The sequence below is a fragment of the Sphingobium xenophagum NBRC 107872 genome, from assembly GCF_000367345.1.
Lineage (GTDB): Bacteria > Pseudomonadota > Alphaproteobacteria > Sphingomonadales > Sphingomonadaceae > Sphingobium > Sphingobium xenophagum.
Genome location: NZ_BARE01000007.1, coordinates 34445 through 53166 on the forward strand (window position 1 = coordinate 34445; position 18722 = coordinate 53166).

19 protein-coding genes are annotated in these 18722 nt (G+C 63.7%); 6 read left to right on the top strand and 13 right to left on the bottom strand.

Features of this window, described 5'->3' with window-relative positions; genetic code table 11:
- Window positions 1–44: 44 nt before the first annotated feature.
- Window positions 45–2321, bottom strand: coding sequence for an ATP-dependent helicase (locus SX1_RS03930; RefSeq protein ID WP_019052011.1), 2277 nt, complete (start codon window positions 2319–2321; stop codon window positions 45–47).
- Between the two features lie 103 nt (window positions 2322–2424).
- On the opposite strand from SX1_RS03930, the gene SX1_RS03935 reads away from it, so the two are divergent.
- Entirely contained in the window at window positions 2425–2820 is a 396-nt protein-coding gene (locus SX1_RS03935) for a GFA family protein (protein WP_026149486.1), read from the top strand.
- Window positions 2821–3016: 196 nt separating this feature from the next.
- Window positions 3017–3460: a hypothetical protein gene (locus tag SX1_RS03940; protein WP_019052013.1), complete on the top strand. Its 444-nt coding sequence runs from the start codon at window positions 3017–3019 to the stop codon at window positions 3458–3460.
- Here SX1_RS03940 and SX1_RS03945 read toward each other — a convergent pair.
- Complete coding sequence (locus SX1_RS03945) at window positions 3423–3896, bottom strand: RrF2 family transcriptional regulator (RefSeq protein ID WP_019052014.1); 474 nt, start codon at window positions 3894–3896, stop codon at window positions 3423–3425. The genes SX1_RS03940 and SX1_RS03945 overlap by 38 nt on opposite strands.
- A gap of 108 nt (window positions 3897–4004) precedes the next feature.
- Here SX1_RS03945 and SX1_RS03950 point away from each other — a divergent pair, with 108 nt between their 5' ends.
- Window positions 4005–4448: a globin domain-containing protein gene (locus tag SX1_RS03950; RefSeq protein WP_019052015.1), complete on the top strand. Its 444-nt coding sequence runs from the start codon at window positions 4005–4007 to the stop codon at window positions 4446–4448.
- On the opposite strand, the gene rsmD is transcribed toward SX1_RS03950, so the two are convergent.
- Together rsmD and SX1_RS03960 are read right to left on the bottom strand one after the other, a co-directional pair.
- Window positions 4433–4984, bottom strand: a complete 552-nt coding sequence (rsmD, locus tag SX1_RS03955; RefSeq protein ID WP_019052016.1) for a 16S rRNA (guanine(966)-N(2))-methyltransferase RsmD — start codon at window positions 4982–4984, stop codon at window positions 4433–4435. The genes SX1_RS03950 and rsmD overlap by 16 nt on opposite strands.
- A complete protein-coding gene (locus SX1_RS03960) occupies window positions 4981–5964 on the bottom strand; it encodes a pseudouridine synthase (RefSeq protein WP_019052017.1) in 984 nt (327 codons plus the stop codon). Before SX1_RS03960 ends, rsmD begins: the two co-directional genes overlap by 4 nt.
- Window positions 5965–6138: 174 nt before the next feature.
- On the opposite strand from SX1_RS03960, the gene SX1_RS03965 reads away from it, so the two are divergent.
- Entirely contained in the window at window positions 6139–6597 is a 459-nt protein-coding gene (locus tag SX1_RS03965; RefSeq protein WP_017182680.1) for a response regulator, read from the top strand.
- A 78-nt stretch (window positions 6598–6675) separates the two neighbouring features.
- Window positions 6676–8001: an AmpG family muropeptide MFS transporter gene (locus tag SX1_RS03970; RefSeq protein WP_026149487.1), complete on the top strand. Its 1326-nt coding sequence runs from the start codon at window positions 6676–6678 to the stop codon at window positions 7999–8001.
- Here SX1_RS03970 and SX1_RS03975 read toward each other — a convergent pair.
- The 7 genes from SX1_RS03975 to SX1_RS04005 all read right to left on the bottom strand — a co-directional run bounded on the left by SX1_RS03975 (window position 7986) and on the right by SX1_RS04005 (window position 14431).
- On the bottom strand, window positions 7986–8429 hold the full coding sequence (locus SX1_RS03975; RefSeq protein WP_026149488.1) for a DUF6628 family protein: 444 nt from the start codon (window positions 8427–8429) through the stop codon (window positions 7986–7988). The two genes, SX1_RS03970 and SX1_RS03975, sit on opposite strands and share 16 nt — an antisense overlap.
- 68 nt (window positions 8430–8497) lie before the next feature.
- Window positions 8498–9820: a bifunctional folylpolyglutamate synthase/dihydrofolate synthase gene (locus tag SX1_RS03980; protein ID WP_019052020.1), complete on the bottom strand. Its 1323-nt coding sequence runs from the start codon at window positions 9818–9820 to the stop codon at window positions 8498–8500.
- A 28-nt stretch (window positions 9821–9848) separates the two neighbouring features.
- A complete protein-coding gene (gene accD / locus SX1_RS03985) occupies window positions 9849–10700 on the bottom strand; it encodes an acetyl-CoA carboxylase, carboxyltransferase subunit beta (RefSeq protein WP_019052021.1) in 852 nt (283 codons plus the stop codon).
- Window positions 10697–11512, bottom strand: a complete 816-nt coding sequence (gene trpA, locus SX1_RS03990) for a tryptophan synthase subunit alpha (RefSeq protein ID WP_019052022.1) — start codon at window positions 11510–11512, stop codon at window positions 10697–10699. The genes accD and trpA overlap by 4 nt, the downstream gene beginning before the upstream one ends.
- A 2-nt stretch (window positions 11513–11514) precedes the next feature.
- On the bottom strand, window positions 11515–12756 hold the full coding sequence (trpB, locus tag SX1_RS03995; protein WP_017182674.1) for a tryptophan synthase subunit beta: 1242 nt from the start codon (window positions 12754–12756) through the stop codon (window positions 11515–11517).
- Window positions 12757–12854: 98 nt separating this feature from the next.
- Window positions 12855–13499 carry a phosphoribosylanthranilate isomerase gene (locus SX1_RS04000; RefSeq protein WP_019052023.1) on the bottom strand — a complete coding sequence of 215 codons (645 nt, stop codon included), beginning with the start codon at window positions 13497–13499 and terminating at the stop codon, window positions 12855–12857.
- Between the two features lie 32 nt (window positions 13500–13531).
- Window positions 13532–14431 carry a lysophospholipid acyltransferase family protein gene (locus tag SX1_RS04005; RefSeq protein ID WP_370670729.1) on the bottom strand — a complete coding sequence of 300 codons (900 nt, stop codon included), beginning with the start codon at window positions 14429–14431 and terminating at the stop codon, window positions 13532–13534.
- 47 nt (window positions 14432–14478) lie between these two features.
- Between SX1_RS04005 and SX1_RS04010 the strand changes: the two genes are divergently transcribed.
- Window positions 14479–15612, top strand: a complete 1134-nt coding sequence (locus SX1_RS04010; RefSeq protein ID WP_019052025.1) for a glycosyltransferase family protein — start codon at window positions 14479–14481, stop codon at window positions 15610–15612.
- Here the strand turns inward: SX1_RS04010 and SX1_RS04015 are convergent.
- Window positions 15591–15938 (bottom strand): DUF952 domain-containing protein, encoded by a 348-nt coding sequence (locus SX1_RS04015; RefSeq protein ID WP_019052026.1) that lies wholly within the window; start codon window positions 15936–15938, stop codon window positions 15591–15593. The genes SX1_RS04010 and SX1_RS04015 overlap by 22 nt on opposite strands.
- Window positions 15935–18598, bottom strand: coding sequence for a DNA gyrase subunit A (gene gyrA, locus SX1_RS04020; protein WP_019052027.1), 2664 nt, complete (start codon window positions 18596–18598; stop codon window positions 15935–15937). Before gyrA ends, SX1_RS04015 begins: the two co-directional genes overlap by 4 nt.
- Window positions 18599–18722: the final 124 nt, after the last annotated feature.

Sequence of the window (18722 nt, forward strand, 5' to 3'; positions counted from 1 at the left end):
GGCCATCGACGGCATGTACTGCGTCGATGGCCCGTCACGCCGGGTCAGGGGATGGACACGAAACTGTCCATCACGCGCTTGCGCCCGGCCGTTTCGAACTCGATTTCCAGCTTGTTGCCTTCAATCTCCGCCACCGTGCCATAGCCGAATTTCTGGTGAAACACGCGCAGGCCCAACGCCATGTCACTGCGCCCCTTGTTGCCGATCGACACGGCCGATGCGCGCGCCTCCACGATCCGCACCGGCTCGCGGCTGAACTGGCCGGATGACTGCGCCCGCTGCCACCCCGGCCCGCGCCCTTCGCCGCGCCCGACATGGGCGAACGGATCGTCTCGTTCCGACCAGTTGGCGCGCCACAGGGACGCGCCACCGCTCATGCTGCTTTCCGCATCGACATGCTCCGGCGGCAATTCGCCGACGAAGCGCGACGGAATGCTGCTGGTCCATTGGCCATAGATGCGTCGATTCGCGGCGTGCAGAATCGTGCAGCGCTTGCGCGCCCGCGTGATCGCGACATAGGCCAGCCGTCGTTCCTCCTCCAGGCTGTTGAGGCCGCCTTCGTCCAGCGCCCGCTGCGACGGGAAAATCCCTTCCTCCCAACCCACCAGGAAGGTCGAATCAAACTCCAGCCCCTTGGCGGCATGGATCGTCATGATCGTGACCTTGCGCTCTTCCTGCTGCGCTTCATTGTCCATGACGAGGCTGACATGCTCCAGAAACGCGCCCAGCGTCTCATATTCCTCCATCGCCCGCGCCAGTTCGCCCAGATTCTCCAGCCGCCCGGCACTCTCGGTCGATCGCTCGGCCTGCAACATCGCGGTATAGCCGCTCTCGTCCAATATCTGCCGCGCCAGTTCGGCATGGGGCAGGGTGGCCGCCCGGTCGCGCCAGCGCGCCACATCGCCCACGAAAGCCCCCAGCGACCGGCGCGCCTGCGGCGTCAGTTCGTCGGTGTCGAGGATGCGCGCCGCCGCGTGGAGCAGCGGTATCCCCTCCGCCCTAGCCAGCCTGTGCAATTTCTCCACCGCCTTGTCGCCAAGACCCCGCTTGGGCACATTGACGATCCGTTCGAACGCCAGATCGTCGGCGGGCTGGTTTACCAGCCGCAAATAGGCCAGCGCATCGCGGATTTCGGCCCGTTCATAGAAGCGGAAACCGCCGACGATACGGTACGGCATCCCGATCTGGATGAAGCGATCCTCAAACTCGCGCGTCTGGTGCTGCGCCCGAACCAGTATCGCGACTTCGTCCAGCGACCCGCCATCGCGCTGGATCGCCTCGATCTCCTCGCCGACCCGCCGCGCCTCTTCCGGCCCGTCCCATATGCCGACGACGCGTACCTTCTCGCCCACGTCGATGTCGGTCCACAATGTCTTGCCCAGCCGATTGCCATTTTCGGCGATCACGCCTGATGCCGCGCCCAATATATGCGGGGTGGAGCGATAATTTTGTTCCAGCCTTATGATCTTCGCGCCGGGAAAATCCTTCTCGAACCGCAGGATATTGGCGACTTCCGCCCCGCGCCAGGAATAGATGGACTGGTCGTCATCGCCCACGCAGCACAGATTCTTGCGCGTCTGCGCCAGCAGCCGCAGCCACAGATATTGGCTGGAGTTGGTGTCCTGATATTCGTCCACCATGATATATTTGAACCGCTGCTGATAGCTTTCCAGCACGTCGCGGTGGCTTTTCAATATCGTCAGAACATGCAGCAGCAAGTCCCCGAAATCACAGGCATTAACCGCGCGCAACCGGGCCTGATAGGCAGCGTACAGCTTTTGCCCCTTGCCATTGGCATAGCCCTCGCTCTCGCCCGCGCTGATGTCGTCCGGGGTCCAGCCCTTATTCTTCCACTGGTCGATCAAGCCGCCCAATTGCCGGACAGGCCAGCGCTTCTCGTCAATCCCTTCGGCCTGGATCAACTGCTTCATCAGCCGCAACTGGTCGTCCGTGTCCAGGATCGTGAAATTGGATTGCAACCCGACCAGTTCGGCATGACGCCGCAGCATCTTGGCCGCGATCGCGTGAAATGTGCCCAGCCATGGCATCCCCTCGACCGCCGGGCCGATCATCCGCCCCACCCGCTCGCGCATTTCCCGCGCCGCCTTGTTGGTGAAGGTGACGGACAGGATTTCGGACGGCCAGGCGCGCCGGGTCGCGACCAGATGGGCCAGACGCGCCGTCAACGCAGCCGTCTTGCCCGTTCCGGCACCCGCCAGCACCAGCACCGGCCCTTCGGTCGTCAGCACCGCTTCGCGCTGCGGCGGGTTCAGGCCCTTGATATAGTCGGGGTCGGTGGAGGAGGGGGCGGGAAAGTTCATGGACAACAACTAGGGCTGGGCAGGGGCGGGGGCAAGGCGTCAGCCTTGCAGTGACGCGCCTTCTATGAGAACAAAAGGGGAATTGTGCAAGGGAGGACGAATCATGGCGACGGGGAAATGTCAGTGCGGCGCGATCCGCTACGAAGTCAGCGGGGAGCCCGCGCATAGCGCCATCTGTCATTGTGCTGATTGCCGCGCCAGTTCCGGCGCGCCGATGGTCGGTTGGGCCTTGTTTCAGCAGGATGCGGTAAACATTGAAGGCACGCCGGTCGCCTATCAATCCTCCCAGAACGCCACCCGTCATTTTTGCGGAACGTGCGGTACCGGGCTGTTCTATACCAATCCCGCCATCTTCCCCGGCGGTATCGATATTCAGACCGCGACGCTAGACGACCAGTCGGCCTTTCCGCCCCAGGCGCATATCCAGATGGCCGAAGCGCCGCCGTGGATGGCAACGGCTAACGAGCTGCCAAAATTTGATCGCTTTCCCGGCGAATAAGGCGGTTCGATAAGGAGGGAAGGGCAGACGCCCTTCTCTTGCGCGCATTGGCCAGACGACCACTCCTGCTTCATCTCATGGCGCATCCGGCACGGCTCACCGCCACAGCCGGAACGGGCGCGTCACGACTCCGGTTCTTCGCTCACTCTTCCCCGCGTAATGGGGCCATGAGAAAAGAAGGAAAGGATATTTTCCGATGAAGTCGATCATGCTGGCCAGCGCCGCGATGCTCAGTTTTGCCGCCGTTACAGGCGTTGCCACCGCGCAGGAAACCCCGGCTCCGATGAGCCAGCCGCCCGCTGGCGACATGGCGCCGCCTGCCGATCCTGCCGCCCCCGCCATGCCAGCAGACCCCGCCATGACGGCCCCTGCCGCACCCGGAACTGCTCCGGCAACCCCTGCTGATCCCAATGCAGGGATGCCGACTGGTGCCGTCCCGGCAGACCCCGGCATGGACCCGGCGCCTGCTGGCGTTCCCAATGATCCGGCTGCGCCCGTCGGATCGGCTGCCAACCCTGTGACCGTAGGCGGCAACATGACCCCGCCCCCGGCGGAGGCGAAGGACTATCCCGTCTGTTCGAAAACCGTGCAGGACAGCTGCATCAATCCAAGCGAGGCGCGCAAGGCGCGTCGCCGCTGACCAATGCATCCGGGCCGGGCAGGGCAGCGATGATCGCTGCCAGTCCGGCCCGGTCGCGGGTCGCATCGCTCAGGCTGTGCCGGTCCAGCACGGCTAGAAACGCAGCGGCGGCTTGCGCCAATATGCCGGTCAGCCCGCAGGACGGGCTGATCGGGCAGGTCGCACAGTCGGCCATTCTCATGTCCGGCTCGCTATGCCGGACCACCGCGCCGATGCTGATTTCCTCCGGCGCGTGTGCGAGCGAAAAGCCACCGCCGCGCCCGCGCTGGGTCGCGATAAAGCCACCCTGCGCCAGACCATGCACCACCTTCATCAGATGATTGCGCGACAGTCCGTAGGCGTCTGCAATCTGCGCAATCGTCGCCCGTCCGTCTGGCGATGCTGCCAGATGAATCAGCACGCGCAGCGCATAATCGGTGTGGCGGGTCAGTTGCATGGGTTCGTTCGTTAATCCTACGACAGGCAGGTTAAAACATATATCCTGTTTACATCTTAAAAGATGCAAATTAAATACCGCTTATCGAGTCTGTCGAAAGGCGTCTATATGTCCAGCTCACTGTCGGCTTCCACCATTGCAATCGTCAAATCCACTGGTCCCGCCCTGCGCCAGCATGGCGTCGCCATCACGACGGCCATGTACGCCAGGCTCTTTCAGGACGAAGAGGTGAAGGCGATGTTCGATCAGGCTGCACAGGCAAGCGGCGAACAGCCCAGGCGTCTGGCTGCCGCGATCCTTGGCTATGCGGAGAATATCGACAAGCTGGGTGCGCTCGACGGCGCGGTCGCCCGCATGGTCGCGCGCCATGTCGAAACCGGAGTCCGGCCGGAACATTATCCCAAGGTCGCCGCCGCCCTGCTGCCTGCCATCCGTGAGACATTGGGCGAAGAGATCGCGACGAACGCAGTACTGGACGCCTGGGCGGAAGCCTACGGCTTTCTTGCAAACATATTGATCGGCAAGGAGGCGGCGGCTTACGAAGCCGCCTGATCCACTGCCCGCAATATGGTGATCCGCGCCTTGCCCGCGTCACGCACGGCGTCGATGGCAAAGCCCTTCACCTCGACGTCCTCGCGCCGGTCCGTCTCGATGCTGATCCAGGTCGCAGGCCCGGTCCAGCCAAGCCGCCCCAGCTTGTCGAGCGCAACCTGTCCCGCCCCCGTGCCATAGGGTGGGTCCATGAAGATGAGGTCCAATGGCTTGGGCGCGGACCCCAGAGACAGGACGCTAGACGCCCTGATGTCGGGCCTTATGCCCAGCCTTTCGCCATTGGCACGGATCGAATCGATCGCCAGCTTGTCCTGCTCGACGAACAGGCATGTCGCCGCGCCGCGCGACAGCGCCTCGAACCCCAGCGCTCCGGACCCGGCAAAAAAGTCGCCGACCGCCAGCCCCTCGAACGATCCGATCCGGCTGACGAGCATCGAAAACAACGTCTCGCGGGTCCGGTCGGCGGTGGGTCGGGTCGCGTCGCCCTTCGGCGCGGTCAACGGACGACCGCGCCATTGGCCGGATATGATCCTCATTTGCTGTCCTTCAGGCTGGCCTTGAACTGGACCAGGTCATGCTGGCGTATTTCCTGGACCGCGCCGGGCGGCAGGTCGCCCAGCAGGAAGGGGCCATAGCTGGTGCGGATCAGTCGGTTGACCTGCAACCCCAGATGTTCCAGCACCCGGCGGACTTCACGGTTCTTGCCCTCCGTCAAAGTCATTTCGATCCACTGGTTGCGTCCGGTGCGCCGCTCCAGATTGGCCTCGATCGGGCCGTAGCGAACGCCCTCAATCTCGATCCCGTCGAACAGATCCTCCAGTTGCTGCTGGCTCACCTCGCCAAAGGCGCGCGCCCGGTAGGTGCGTGGTACCCCGGTGGAGGGCAGTTCCATCTGGCGCTTGAAGCCGCCATCTGTGGTCAGCAGCAACAGCCCCTCCGTGGTCATGTCCAGCCGGCCGATGGGCATCACCCGCGGCAGATCGGCGGGCAGCTTGTCATAGATGGTCGGTCGTCCGGCGGGGTCGCGCTCGGTCGTCAGGAAGCCGGTCGGCTTGTGGAACAGGAACAGCCGGGCAGGGGGCGGCGCGGCAATCGCCACGCCATCGACCGCCACGCCATGGAGCGACGCCAGCAGGGTCGCCGGCGTCTCGACCGCCACGCCATTCAGCGTCACGCGCCCTTCCTCGATCATCCGCTCGACCTCGCGCCGCGAAGCGACCCCCGCGCGCGCCAGCAGCTTGGCGATGCGCTGTGGCTCGCCCTTGCCGTCGCTGGTCGCGGCGGCACGGGCGGGATGCGGATTGGCGGGCGTCTTGGCGCCCGCGCCCGGCTTCTTGAAACCGGGCTTGCGACCCCAAGGCTTGGCGCTTGCGGCGGGTCCGGTGGTGCCGTCCCCCGGCTTGCCAGAGCGCGGCTTTCCATCGGCCTTCCGGCCCGGCGCGCCAGCGCCGGACGGGCGTTTGGGGCCGCCAGGGCCTGCCCTGCGGGGCGGTCCAGATTTTTTCGGCGGTTCCAAGGGCGGGTTCCTTTTCGTGGGCACTGGCCCTTCCCATATGGCGGGAAAGCCAGCAACGGGCTGAACGGTGCCGCCCCGGCGCTTGGGCGAGGGCGTTATTGCACTCGTCCGGCAACCCGGCGCGGTACGCGGCGTTTGATCGGTGGGCATGGCGCAAACAGGGCGGATCGGCAAATGTTTTTCGGGTTTGTGAAGGGCGAAGGCGCACGCACCGGACGGCGCAAGGCGATCCGCACCGTGCTGGTGGTGGAGGATGAACCCCTTGTCGCTTTCGACAATGAACATGCGCTCGAACAGGCGGGCTATCGCATCGCGGCGACGGTGGATGATTACGACCACGCGATCAGCGTCATCGACGGCGGCGGGCTCGATCTCGTGATCGCCGACGTTAGCCTGAAGGGCGACCGCAGCGGGATCGACGTCGCCCGCCACGCCGCGACGAAGGGGCTGCCGGTTCTCTTCGTCACCGGCGCCTGCCCGCTGGACGCCCGCGCGCTCGCGCTTGGATGCCTTGCCAAACCCTATGCCCCGCGCGATCTGGTGGCGGCGATCGGCGTGGTCGATGCCGTGCTGCGCGGCGCACGCCGTCCACGCTCGCCGATCGGCCTCACCTTGTTCGATACGTCCGATTGATCCGATAGCAGGCTTGCCAGCACCGCTTCAGGCCATATGGTGGCGCGCAACAAAGGCTTGCGGGGGACGCGCACCATCATGACGGATGCCATTACCGGCACGAACAGCTGGCTTACTGCGGTAAAGCCCTATGCCCAGAAAGCGCCGTTGGCGGCCTTTTTTCTGGGCGTATCGTCCGGCTTTCCCTTTGCGATGATTGGCGCGACGCTGACTACGCGCCTCGCCCAGGACGGTATCGACAAGAAGGCGGTGACCGCCTTCACCCTCGCATTTCTGGTCTATAACCTCAAATGGCTTTGGGCCTGGGTTGTCGATGGCGTCCGTCTGCCGGTCATCGGTCGGCTGGGGCAGCGAGTCTCATGGCTCCTCCTGGCAGGTCTGCTGGTGATGGCGGCCGTTGCCAATCTGGCTTTGGTCGATCCGACCACCAGCCTGATCCAGACAGCCTATGCCGCCATATTGGTGGGCGTCGCCGGGGCGACTTTCGACATTGTGATCGACGCCTATCGCATCGAATTGTTGAAGCCTGAACAATTGGGCGTCGGGTCGGGCATGTCGCAATATGGCTGGCGCATCGGGTCGGTCGCGGCCGGTGCGCTGGCGCTTGTACTGGCGGCGCGGATCGGCTGGGAAGGGGCGTACCTGGCCTGCGCCATCTTCGCCTTGCCTGCCATGCTCACCGGCCTGCTACTGGGCGAGCCGGAACGCCATCGCGATCCGCTGGAACGGCGCGGACTGAGTGAAATCTGGCCGTCGATCGCAGGGCCATTGATGGAGTTTTTCCAGCGCAAGGGCGCGCTGCTCGTGCTGCTGTTCATCCTGCTGCACAAGATTGGCGACACGCTGGCGAACCTGACCTTCCGCCTGCTGTTTGACGACATGGGCTATACCAATGACGAAATTGCGATTTACGACATCGGCATCGGCTTCTGGGCTTATCTGATCGGCATATTCGTAGGCGGCGTTCTCTACGCCCGGCTAGGTATGAAAAGATCGGTGTTGCTCAGCCTCATTCTGATGGGCGTTTCCAATTTCAGTTTTGCGGCGCTGGCCGCACTGGGCAAGAGCAATTGGGGCATGGCAGGCGCAATCGGGTTCGAGAATTTCGCCAGCGGCATCGGCGGCGTCACCGTAGTCGCCTATTTTTCGGCTTTGTGCGACCTGCGCTTTACCGCCGCCCAATATGCGCTGATATCCGCCGCCGCCAGCATCGTGGGCCGCTTCCTCACCGGGACGACAGCAGGCGGTCTGATCGAACAATTTGGCTATGTCGATTTCTACCTGCTCACCACGGCGGCGGCAGTGCCGGGCATCATCCTGTTCTGGCTGATGATGCGCGCCGGTCTGATCGATGCCAGCGTCGGCAGCGCCGCGACCGATCCGGGCGATCACCCCTCGCCATAAAGCTCCAGCGGCCGACCCAGGTCGGCGTGCGCCTGTGCGACCGCCTGCAAGCAGGTCAGCGCGCCCAGCGCATGATCATTGCCCAATAGTCGGCTCACATGCGCATAGGCCGCGTTGGGATCGCGCAGGGCGTCGCCTGTCGCCTGCATCATCAGCGCCTCGTCCACTGTCATTCGTGCGCAACAGCAGGGCGCGACCAATATCTTGCGGCTCGACGCGCGCGCCAGTTCCAGCATCATTGCCCGCATCAGCACAAGCGGACGCCGGTAGCTGCGCCCGAATGCGCCCAGCATGGCATTGGCGGCATGCGCGTCGTTGACGCCAGCGCTCGCCATGCGGCGCATGACGAACAGGAATAGCCGATTGCCATAGCCTGACGGCATCGGCCGGGGCAGGTCGTCGAGGGAGGATGTCTCTCTATGTGCCATGATAGTGCGCCTTCTGCGGTGGTCTGATACCCGCAGGTTACGCTATTGCGAGTCAATCGCAAGTATAATCAGTCAGGCAGTTGATCGTTCAGCCGCAAAATCTCGCCCGCCAGATAAAGCGACCCCCCGATCAGCAGCTTGGGCGCTGAATGGCCAGCCGCTGCAATCGCCCTGATCGCGGCGGTCGGCTCGTCATGCGCGGTGCAGCCAATGCCCCAGCGCGCCGCGATCGCGGCGAATCGTTCTGCACCATGATGCTCATGCCCTGGCACCGGCAATGCGTGGATATGCGCGATCCGCCCTGCGAAGGGGGAAAGGAAGGCATCGACATCCTTGTTGGCGAGCATCCCGATCACCAATTGCAGCTTCTGTCCCTCCAGCCGCTCGCCGGTAAAAAAGGCACTGATCGCTTCGCCCGCGCCCGCATTATGCCCGCCGTCGAGCCAGGCCGTCGCCGCATCGGGCAGGGGCGCGAGCAGGGGGCCATGGTCGAGCCGCTGGAGTCGTGCTGGCCAGTGCGCCCACAGTGGCGCGGCCTTGAGTGCGGCTTCCGACAAAGGCACAGCGTTTTGGTGCCGCAACATGGCAAAGGCCAGCGCGGCATTCTGCACCTGATGCGCGCCCGCCAGCCGGGGTAGCGGCGTATCGAGCCGCCCCTGTTCATCGCGATAATGCAGCCGGTCGCGATAGGCGGCGGCGTCCCAGCCATCGCCCTGGCCGATCCAGCTGGTTCGCGCACGCGCGACCGCGTCCATCATCACCGGAAACAGAGATTCGGCGTAGCGTTGCGTGACCAGTGCGGCCCCTTGCTTGGCAATCCCCGCTTTTTCCGCCGCAATGGCGGCCAGCGTGTCACCCAGAAAGGCCTGATGGTCGATGCCCAGTTGCGCGATGCCGCACACCACGGGATTGGCGATGACGTTGGTGGCGTCCAGCCGCCCGCCAAGGCCAACCTCGACAATGCAGGCATCGGCCGGATGCTCGGCAAAGGCCAGAAAGGCTGCGGCTGTCGTCACCTCGAAAAAGCTGGCATTCACCCCTTCGGCAATGTCCAGCACACGTTCCAGATAACGCGCCAGCGCATCGTCGCTGATCAATTGTCCCGCCACCCGGATACGTTCGTTGAAGCGGACCAGATGGGGCGAGGTAAAGACATGGACGGTCTTGCTGTCGGCTTCCATCGCCGCGCGCAGGAAGGCGCAGGTCGATCCCTTGCCATTGGTGCCCGCAACGTGAAAGACCGGCGGCAGCGCGCGGTGCGGATTGCCCAGTCGCTCCAGCAGCGTGGTTATCCGCTCCAGCCCCAATATATCGGCGCCGGGGGATAATGACCAAAGCCGGTCGAGTTGCGATTGCACCGCAGGATGATCCGATACCGCGTGATCGGCCATGCGCGCCGTCCCCCCTATAGGCTTGATGTCAGGCGGCAGCCCTTGGCGTCAGATAGTCGATGACCCGCGCCAGCGTGTCGCGCAGCTCGGCGCGATGGACCACCATGTCGATCATGCCATGGTCCAGCAGATATTCGGCGCGCTGGAACCCTTCGGGCAGCTTTTCGCGGATCGTGCTTTCGATGACCCGCTGTCCGGCAAAGCCGATCAGGGCGTTGGGTTCGGAAATCTGGATGTCGCCCAGCATCGCATAGCTCGCCGTGACGCCGCCCGTGGTAGGATCGGTCAGCACGACGATATAGGGCAGGCCCGCGGCATGCAGCTTCTGGATCGCGACGGTCGCGCGCGGCATCTGCATCAGCGAGAGGATGCCTTCCTGCATGCGCGCACCACCAGCGGCGGTGAAGATCACATAGGGGCATTTATGGGCGATCGCATCATTCACGCCCTGGATGAAGGCAGCGCCCACGCCCATGCCCATGGATCCGCCCATGAAGGCGAAATTCTGCACGCCCATGACCAATGGCACATCGTCGATCGCGCCCCGCGCGTTGATCAGCGCGTCATGATCGCCCGTCGCCAGTCGCGCCGCCTTGATCCGGTCAGGATAACGCTTGCTGTCGCGGAATTTCAGCGGATCTTCCTGCACATGCGGGGTCGGCAGCAGGATGAAGCCGGCGTCCAATATATGCTCGAACCGCTCCGACGGGCCGATACGGCCATGATGGCCGCAACGCGGGCACACGGACAGATTTTCTTCCCATTCCTTGATGAAGATCATCTCCGAACAGGATGGGCATTTGTGCCACAGCGTTTCGGCGGTCTGTTCCTTCTTGGCGATGAAGGGGATGGCCTTGCGAACGCGGTTGATCCAGCTCATGCGGCGGTTTCCCGTGAATTGGCGGTGAGCGCACCGCTCAGGGCGGCGACGAATTGCTGAACGAAGGGCGCGGCGGCATCGCCGTGCGACCCGACCAGATCGACGATCGCCGATCCTACGACGACGCCGTCGGCAATGCGACCGATCGCGGCGGCCTGCTCCGGCGTACGAACGCCGAAACCTACGGCGATGGGCAGGTCGGTCGCGGCCTTCAACTTCTGGACGGCCATATCGATATTGGCCTGCGCTGCCTGCTGTTTGCCGGTAATCCCTGCCACCGACACATGGTAGAGGAAACCGCTGGCGCCCTCCAGCACCGCGGGCAGCCGTTTGGCGTCGGTGGTGGGCGTTGCCAGCCGAACCAGATGAATACCCGCGCTGCGCAGCGCAGGACCAAGTTCTGCATCTTCCTCCGGCGGCACATCGACGCAGATGACGCCGTCCACGCCAGCCGCCTTGCACTGGTCGGCAAACCAGTCGGACCCGCGCACCAGCATCGGATTGGCATAGCCCATCAGCACCAGCGGCGTGTCGGGGTGGCGGGCACGGAAATCGGCGGCAATCGCAAAGATATGCGCCGTTTTCGTGCCGGACCCCAGGCTGCGCAGATTGGCCAGTTCGATCGCTGGGCCATCGGCCATAGGATCGGTAAAGGGCATGCCGAGTTCGATAATGTCCGCGCCCCCGGCGACCAGCGCGTCGAGGATAGCGGGGGTGGCCGCGACGGTCGGATCACCGGCAGTCACGAAGGTGATGAGCGCAGCGCGGCCCTGTGCCTTGCAGGCGGCGAAGCGGGTAGCCATCCGGTCCATTATCACATCTCCACGCCGAGCGCGTCGGCGACGGTGAAAATATCCTTGTCCCCCCGGCCAGACAGGTTGACGACGATGATCTTGTCCGCATCCATGGTCGGCGCAACCTGCTCCGCCGCAGCGATGGCATGGGCGGATTCGAGGGCAGGGATGATGCCTTCCAGCGCAGACAGTCTCTGGAAACTCGCCAGTGCTTCATCGTCGGTAACCGGCATATATTGGACCCGGCCAATTTCGTGCAGCCAGCTATGTTCCGGCCCGATGCCCGGATAATCCAGCCCAGCCGAAATGCTGTGCGCCTCGGTAATCTGACCGTCCTCATCCTGAAGCAGATAGGTGCGATTGCCGTGCAATATGCCCGACGCGCCGCCCGCCAGGGATGCGGCATGCTTGCCGGTCAGTCCTTCGCCCGCCGCTTCCACACCGATCATCGCAACGTCCGTGTCGTCCAGGAAGGGATGGAACATGCCGATGGCGTTGGAACCGCCGCCGACCGGGGCGATCAGCATATCGGGCAGGCGCCCTTCGGCTTCCATCATCTGCGTCTTGATTTCCTTGCCGATGATCGACTGAAAATCACGCACCAGTTCGGGGTAGGGATGCGGACCCGCGGCCGTGCCGATGATGTAGAATGTATCATGCACATTCGACACCCAATGGCGTAGCGCGTCGTTCATAGAATCTTTCAGCGTGGCTGATCCCGACGTCACCGGAATGACCTCAGCGCCCAGCAATTTCATGCGGAACACATTGGGCTTCTGGCGCTCGACATCCTTGGCGCCCATGAAAATCTTGCATTCCATACCGAACAGCGCGGCGACGGTCGCCGTCGCGACACCATGCTGGCCAGCGCCGGTTTCGGCGATCACCTTCTTCTTGCCCATGCGACGGGCGAGCAGCGCCTGGCCGATGCAATTGTTGATCTTGTGCGCGCCGGTGTGGTTGAGTTCCTCGCGCTTCAGATAGATTTTCGCGCCTTTTCCGGCAGGCGCGTCCTTGCGCAGCGCTTCGGTCAGCCGGGCTGCGTGATATAGCGGGTTGGGGCGTCCGACATATTGTTTGAGAAGATAATCATATTCCTCCTCAAACGCCGGATCGGCCTTCGCCGCGCGATAGACTTTTTCAAGGTCCAGGATCAGCGGCATCAAGGTTTCGGCGACGTAGCGCCCGCCAAACTGGCCGAAATGGCCACTGGCATCGGGCTGGCTGCGCAGGCTGTTGGGCAAGCTGATAGTGTCGGTCATGATCGTTTCAGTCTCTTGGGTCAAAATGGGCGTTCGCTTCGGTCGGGGAAGCGATCAGCGCCATCGTGTCCCGATGCGCTCGACAGGGGCGAACAGCGTCAACATTGGGAAACCGCTTTGCAGAAGGTGATGATCTTGTCCATATCCTTGATGCCCGGCGCGCTTTCCACGCCCGACGAAACGTCGATCAGGGGCGCGCCGGTTATGCGGACGGCTTCGGCGACATTGTCCACCGACAGGCCACCCGACAGGCCCCATGGTCCCGACACTGCCACACCGCGCAGCAAGGTCCAGTCGAACCGCAATCCCATGCCGCCGGGCAGTGCCGCGCCATCGGGCGTCTTGGCGTCAAACAGCAGCCGGTCGACCGCGCCGGTATAGGCGCTGGCCGCGTCGATGTCGGCGCGTGTCTTGACCGAAATCGCTTTCCATACCGACAGGCCGGAGCGATGGCGGATCGCCGCTGCGCGCTGCGCACTTTCCTTGCCATGGAGTTGCAGGGCGGTGAGCGCGCCGGTCGCGACCAGTTCGTCCAGCATCTCGTCGGTCGGATCAACCACCACGCCAACCCGCTCGACATGGGCAGGGGCGATGGCGGCGAGCGCCCTGATCTGGCCGGTATCGACGTGGCGCGGGCTTTTGGGGAAATGGACAAAGCCGATATGGCTGGCACCGGCGCGCGCGGCGGCACCTACCGTATCGGCAGTCGAAAGGCCGCAAATCTTGATCGCGAGTCGGGACATGGCAGGGGCTTTAGCCGCGATGCAGCGCGAAGTCACATGACCGGAGGGGCATTGGCGGGCAGAATCGGGGGCATGTGGTCCGGTTGGGTCAGGTCCATATCATGCAGCGCCAGCCATTGGTCGGCATGGTCGATACAGGCCCGCCCCAGAAACTGGTCCAGCGTCGCGACTATGTCTGCGTCACTGTCGATGCGCGGATCGAGCGGCGGATGCCAGTGCAGATCGAAACATGGTCCATCGGTACGGGCGAGATAGAAGGGCAGGAATTTTGCGCCTACCTTGCGCGCCAGCCGCAGGGCGACCGACAGATTGCCCGACGGCATCAGGTCGCGACCGAATGTCGGGAACCAGACTTGCAACTCCCGCCGCTCGTCCACCAATATATAGAGCGTCGCCCGGTCTTTCTGGGTCAGATGCTTGAACACGCCGCGCGCCGCGCCTTCGCCGCTGATCGCTTCGCCCATATAGCTTTGCCGCGCTTTCTTGAGCAGTGCGGCCTGCGCTGGATTGTCGGGTGGGTCATATATGCCCAGCCCCGGCCGGTCGGTCGACGCCTTGATATGGGCGGCCAGCAAATCCCAGTTGCCGGTATGGACGGTCAGGCTGATCATCGGTCCCGGCCCGTCCAGCACCGCCTGATAGCCGGCTCGGTCGATGACGTTGACGTGCCGTTCATTGACGAGCCGGTCGATATTGGCCAGTTCACCCAGCGTCCGCCCGATATTGAACCAGCGCCGGGTCAGCATCGCCTCGCGCTCCGCCTCCCCAAGGTCCGGTCGCAGGATCGCCAGATTGGCGCGCGCACGGGTGTCGCGCAGCTTCATGCGTGGACGGGCGAAGGTGACCGATAGCCAGCCGCCGAGCCAGGACGCGATACGCGCAGGCAACAGCCGCAGCAGGGCAAAGAGAAAGGGGTTGGAGAGCATGGCGATAGCGTCATACAGATGCGGCCGAGACGGTAAAGGGGCGCTGGCGTAACATGCTGTGGCTATGGATATTTCTTCAGGGACTTAGCCTGCTGGGCGTCGTCAACTACTGGCGCCACCTGCCGAGGGACCGCAAGATCGAGAAACCCGACGGCGTGGTCATGCTATTATCGGTGCGTGACGATTGGGATGGCGGACCAGACCTGATCGCCCGGCTGAAAGCCCAGACGGCGCGCTTCCGCTTACTGATCACGACGTCAGGCCAATGCGCTGCCGCCGATGCTTTGGCCGCGCGGGAGAATGGCTGGGTAGAGGTCGTCAATGCCGGGGTCGCCAGCGATGAAGGGCAGAAAGTCCACAAGCTGCGCGCAGCGTTGCGGGCATTGCGGCCTGACGATCGCTATGTCCTGTTCATTGACGCCGACATCGAACCGCCCGCGCGCCTCGTTGGTCGCTTGCTGTTTCCGCTGGTCCGGGGAAAGGCGGATATCGTCACTGGCTACCGCATGCTTTTGCCCGAACGCGGGCCGATGCTGGCGCTGGTCGGCGCGGTGGAGATGCAATTGGCGACTCTCCCACGCTTCGCCAGCGCGACCATGCCATGGGGCGGGGCGATGGCGTTGACGCGCGACGTGGCCGATCGGCTGGACCTTGACCGGGTGATGGCGGGGCGACTGTCCGACGACATGGCGATTGGCCTGGCTGGCTGGCGCGCCAAGCTGCGGTTGCGGCCAGTGCGCGATCTGCTCGTGGCCAGCCCGCTGGCGGGCGATGCGGCGCAGGTGCTGGGCTTTGGTGTGCGGCAGTATCGGCATATCGTCACCAACAGCCCCGGCATGTGGGCGCTCGCAACGCTGGTGGTCGCGGTACAGGCAGCAGCCTGGGCCTGGGCGCTGGTCTGGGGTGGCGGCGCGATGATCGCTGTCGGCTATGGCGCGGCATGGGGACGGGCGCTGACGCGAAGGGCGATTTTGGACAGCGTTCTGGAGCCGGATCAGGCGAGCCGCGCCCGGCGGTCGCTGTGGTGGGACGTTGTCGCACCTTTTGCGGTGACCTGGGCACATCTCATCGTCCAAATCGCCGCTGCATCATCATCGCGCATCCGCTGGGGCGGGTGGGATTATTGGGTCAGGCGGGGAATGGTCGTGCGGATGTGCCGGATGGATCAGAATCCGGCCGGAAACTGATGCAGCCCATCTTCCCCGATACGCAGCACCACCTTGCCCGCGACCGCACTCAACGGCAGGTCGCCATATAGGTGCGGAAAGAGCGCGCCGCCGCGCGACTCTTCCCACTTGATCGCCTCGCCGAACGGAGCCAGATCGACCATCACCATCACCAGCCGATCCTGCCCGGCAAAATGCTTCGCCGCCGTCTCCGCCGCCTGATCGCGGGTCGACATGTGGATATAGCCATCGGCCAGATCGACCGGCGCGCCCGCAAACACGCCGTCGGCCTTCAACTGCGCATACTGGTCCGCCGTCAATATCTTGTAGGCGAACAGATCACTCATGCCTCGGCTTCGTCCTCGTCATTCTCTTCGATCCGTGCTGCGCTGACGACATGCTCGTCCTTGGCCACGTCGAACAGGCGGACGCCCGCGGAATTGCGGCCGATGACGCGCAGGCTGTCGAGGCCCATGCGGATCAGCTTGGCCTGATCGGTCACCAGCATCAGATGATCTCCATGCGTGACCGGGAAACTGCCGACGACCGGTCCATTGCGACCGATATTGTCGATATTGGTGATGCCCTGGCCACCACGTCCAGTGCGGCGATAATCATAGGCGGACGACAGCTTGCCATATCCATTGGCGCAGACGGTCAGGATGAACTGCTCGCGCTCCTTCATCAGCGCAAACATCGCCTGATCGGCCATTTCGCCGTCCTTTTCAGGCTTCCACGGGGCGTAGCGGAGATATTCCTCGCGCTGTTCCTGATTGGCGCCTGATCGATGCAGGATGGACAAGGAGATGACTTCATCGTCGCTCTTGAGCGTCATGCCGCGCACGCCGGTCGACGTGCGGCTCTGAAACTCGCGCACATCAGTTGCGGCAAAGCGGATCGCCTTGCCCTGGCGCGTGGCGAGCAGCACGTCATCATTCTCGGTCAGGAGCGCTACGCCGATCAGCCGGTCTTCGCTGCCTTCGTCGAACCGCATCGCCAGCTTGCCATTGCTCGGCACATTGGCAAAAGCGTCCATGCTGTTACGCCGGACCGTGCCGTTCGCGGTGGCGAACATGACGTGCAGGTCTTTCCAGCTATCCTCATCTTCGGGCAGCGGCAGCACGGTGCGGATGGTTTCGCCGGGACCAAGCGGCAGCAGGTTGACCATCGGCCGCCCGCGCGTCGCGGGGCCGCCTTCGGGCAGGCGCCACACCTTCATGCGATAGACTTTGCCGGCGGTAGAGAAGAACAGCACCGGCGTATGGGTCGACGTCACGAACAATTCGGTGATGGCGTCCTCATCCTTGGTCGCCATGCCGGACCGGCCCTTGCCACCACGCGCCTGTGCGCGGAAGCTCTCCAGCGGCGTGCGCTTGATATAGCCCTGCACCGTGACGGTGACGACCATATCCTCTCGCTCGATCAGATCTTCATCTTCGATCCCGTCGGCAGCGGCGGTGATTTCGGACAAACGGGGTGTAGCGAATTCCCGTTCAATCTCTTCAAACTCTTCCCTCATGACGGCATAGAGTTTGACCCGATCGCCCAGGATCGCCAGATATTCGGCGATCGCGTCGGCCAGTTCGGCCAGTTCCTTGCCGATTTCGTCGCGGCCCAGCGCCGTCAGACGATGCAGGCGCAGGTCGAGGATGGCGCGGACCTGAAGGTCGGACAGCTTGTAGAAATCCCCGGCCACTTCGACGTCGATCGCCTCGACCAGCCGGATATAGGGCGCGATCTCGCCAATCGGCCATTCGCGCGCCAGCAGCTTCTCGCGCGCTTCGGCGGGACTGGACGATCCACGGATGATGCGGACCATTTCATCGAGATTGCTGACGGCAACGACCAGACCCAGCAAGATATGCGCCCGGTCGCGGGCCTTGTTCAGCTCGAACTTGGTGCGGCGGGTGATCACCTCTTCGCGGAACTTGACGAAGGCTTCGATGATGTCGCGCAGGTTCAGCAGTTCGGGGCGGCCGCCGCGAATGGCCAGCATATTGGCCGGGAAGCTCGATTGGGCGGGGGTGTTGCGCCACAATTGGTTCAAAACGACTTCGGGGGTCGCATCGCGCTTCAGGTCCATGACGATCCGCACGCCTTCGCGGCTGGATTCGTCGCGAATGTCGCTGATCCCCTCGATCCGCTTTTCCTTGGCGGCTTCGGCAATCTTTTCGACCAGACCGTTTTTGCCGACCTGATAGGGAATGGCGGTCAGAACGATCGACTGGCGATCGCCGCGCCCTTCCTCGACCACATGACGCGACCGCATCATGATGGAGCCGCGGCCGGTGTGATAGGCGCTGCGTGCGCCGGACTGGCCCAGGATCAGCGGCGCGGTCGGGAAATCGGGACCGGGGACGATCGCGATCAGTTCGTCGATCGTGATGCCGGGATTGTCGATATAGGCAAGGCACGCGCGCAACACTTCGCCCAGATTATGGGGCGGGATGTTGGTCGCCATGCCCACCGCGATGCCGCCCGCGCCGTTGACCAGCAGGTTGGGGAAGCGGGCGGGCAGAACCTGCGGTTCGCTTTCCGATGCGTCATAGTTGGGGGTGAAGTCGACCGTATCCTTGTCGAGATCCTCCAGCAGGGCGTTGGCGACCTTGGCCAGGCGCGCTTCGGTATAACGCATAGCGGCTGGCGGGTCGGGGTCCATCGAACCGAAATTTCCCTGACCATCGATCAGCGGCACGCGCATCGACCAGTCCTGCGTCATGCGGGCCAATGCGTCATAGATCGAACTGTCGCCATGGGGGTGATATTTACCCATGACTTCGCCGACGAGACGCGCCGATTTGCGGTAGGGGCGATTATAGACGAAGCCCGATTCCTGGGCGGAGAAGAGAATGCGGCGATGCACCGGCTTCAACCCGTCGCGCACGTCCGGCAGGGCGCGGGACACGATGACCGACATGGCATAGTCGAGATAGCTCGCCTTCATCTCGTCTACGATGCTGACGGGGCTGATGTCCGAAGGGTCGGCGAGGCTGGTCTCGTCGTTCAAGGCGATTCTCTTTTTTGGATGGAATGTGTTTCTGCGTTCGCACTAGCGGAGCGAAACAAATCTGTCACCCCTCGCGCGCCCACGCGCGCGCCCGCACGGACAGACAACAGGGCCGGGGTGATGA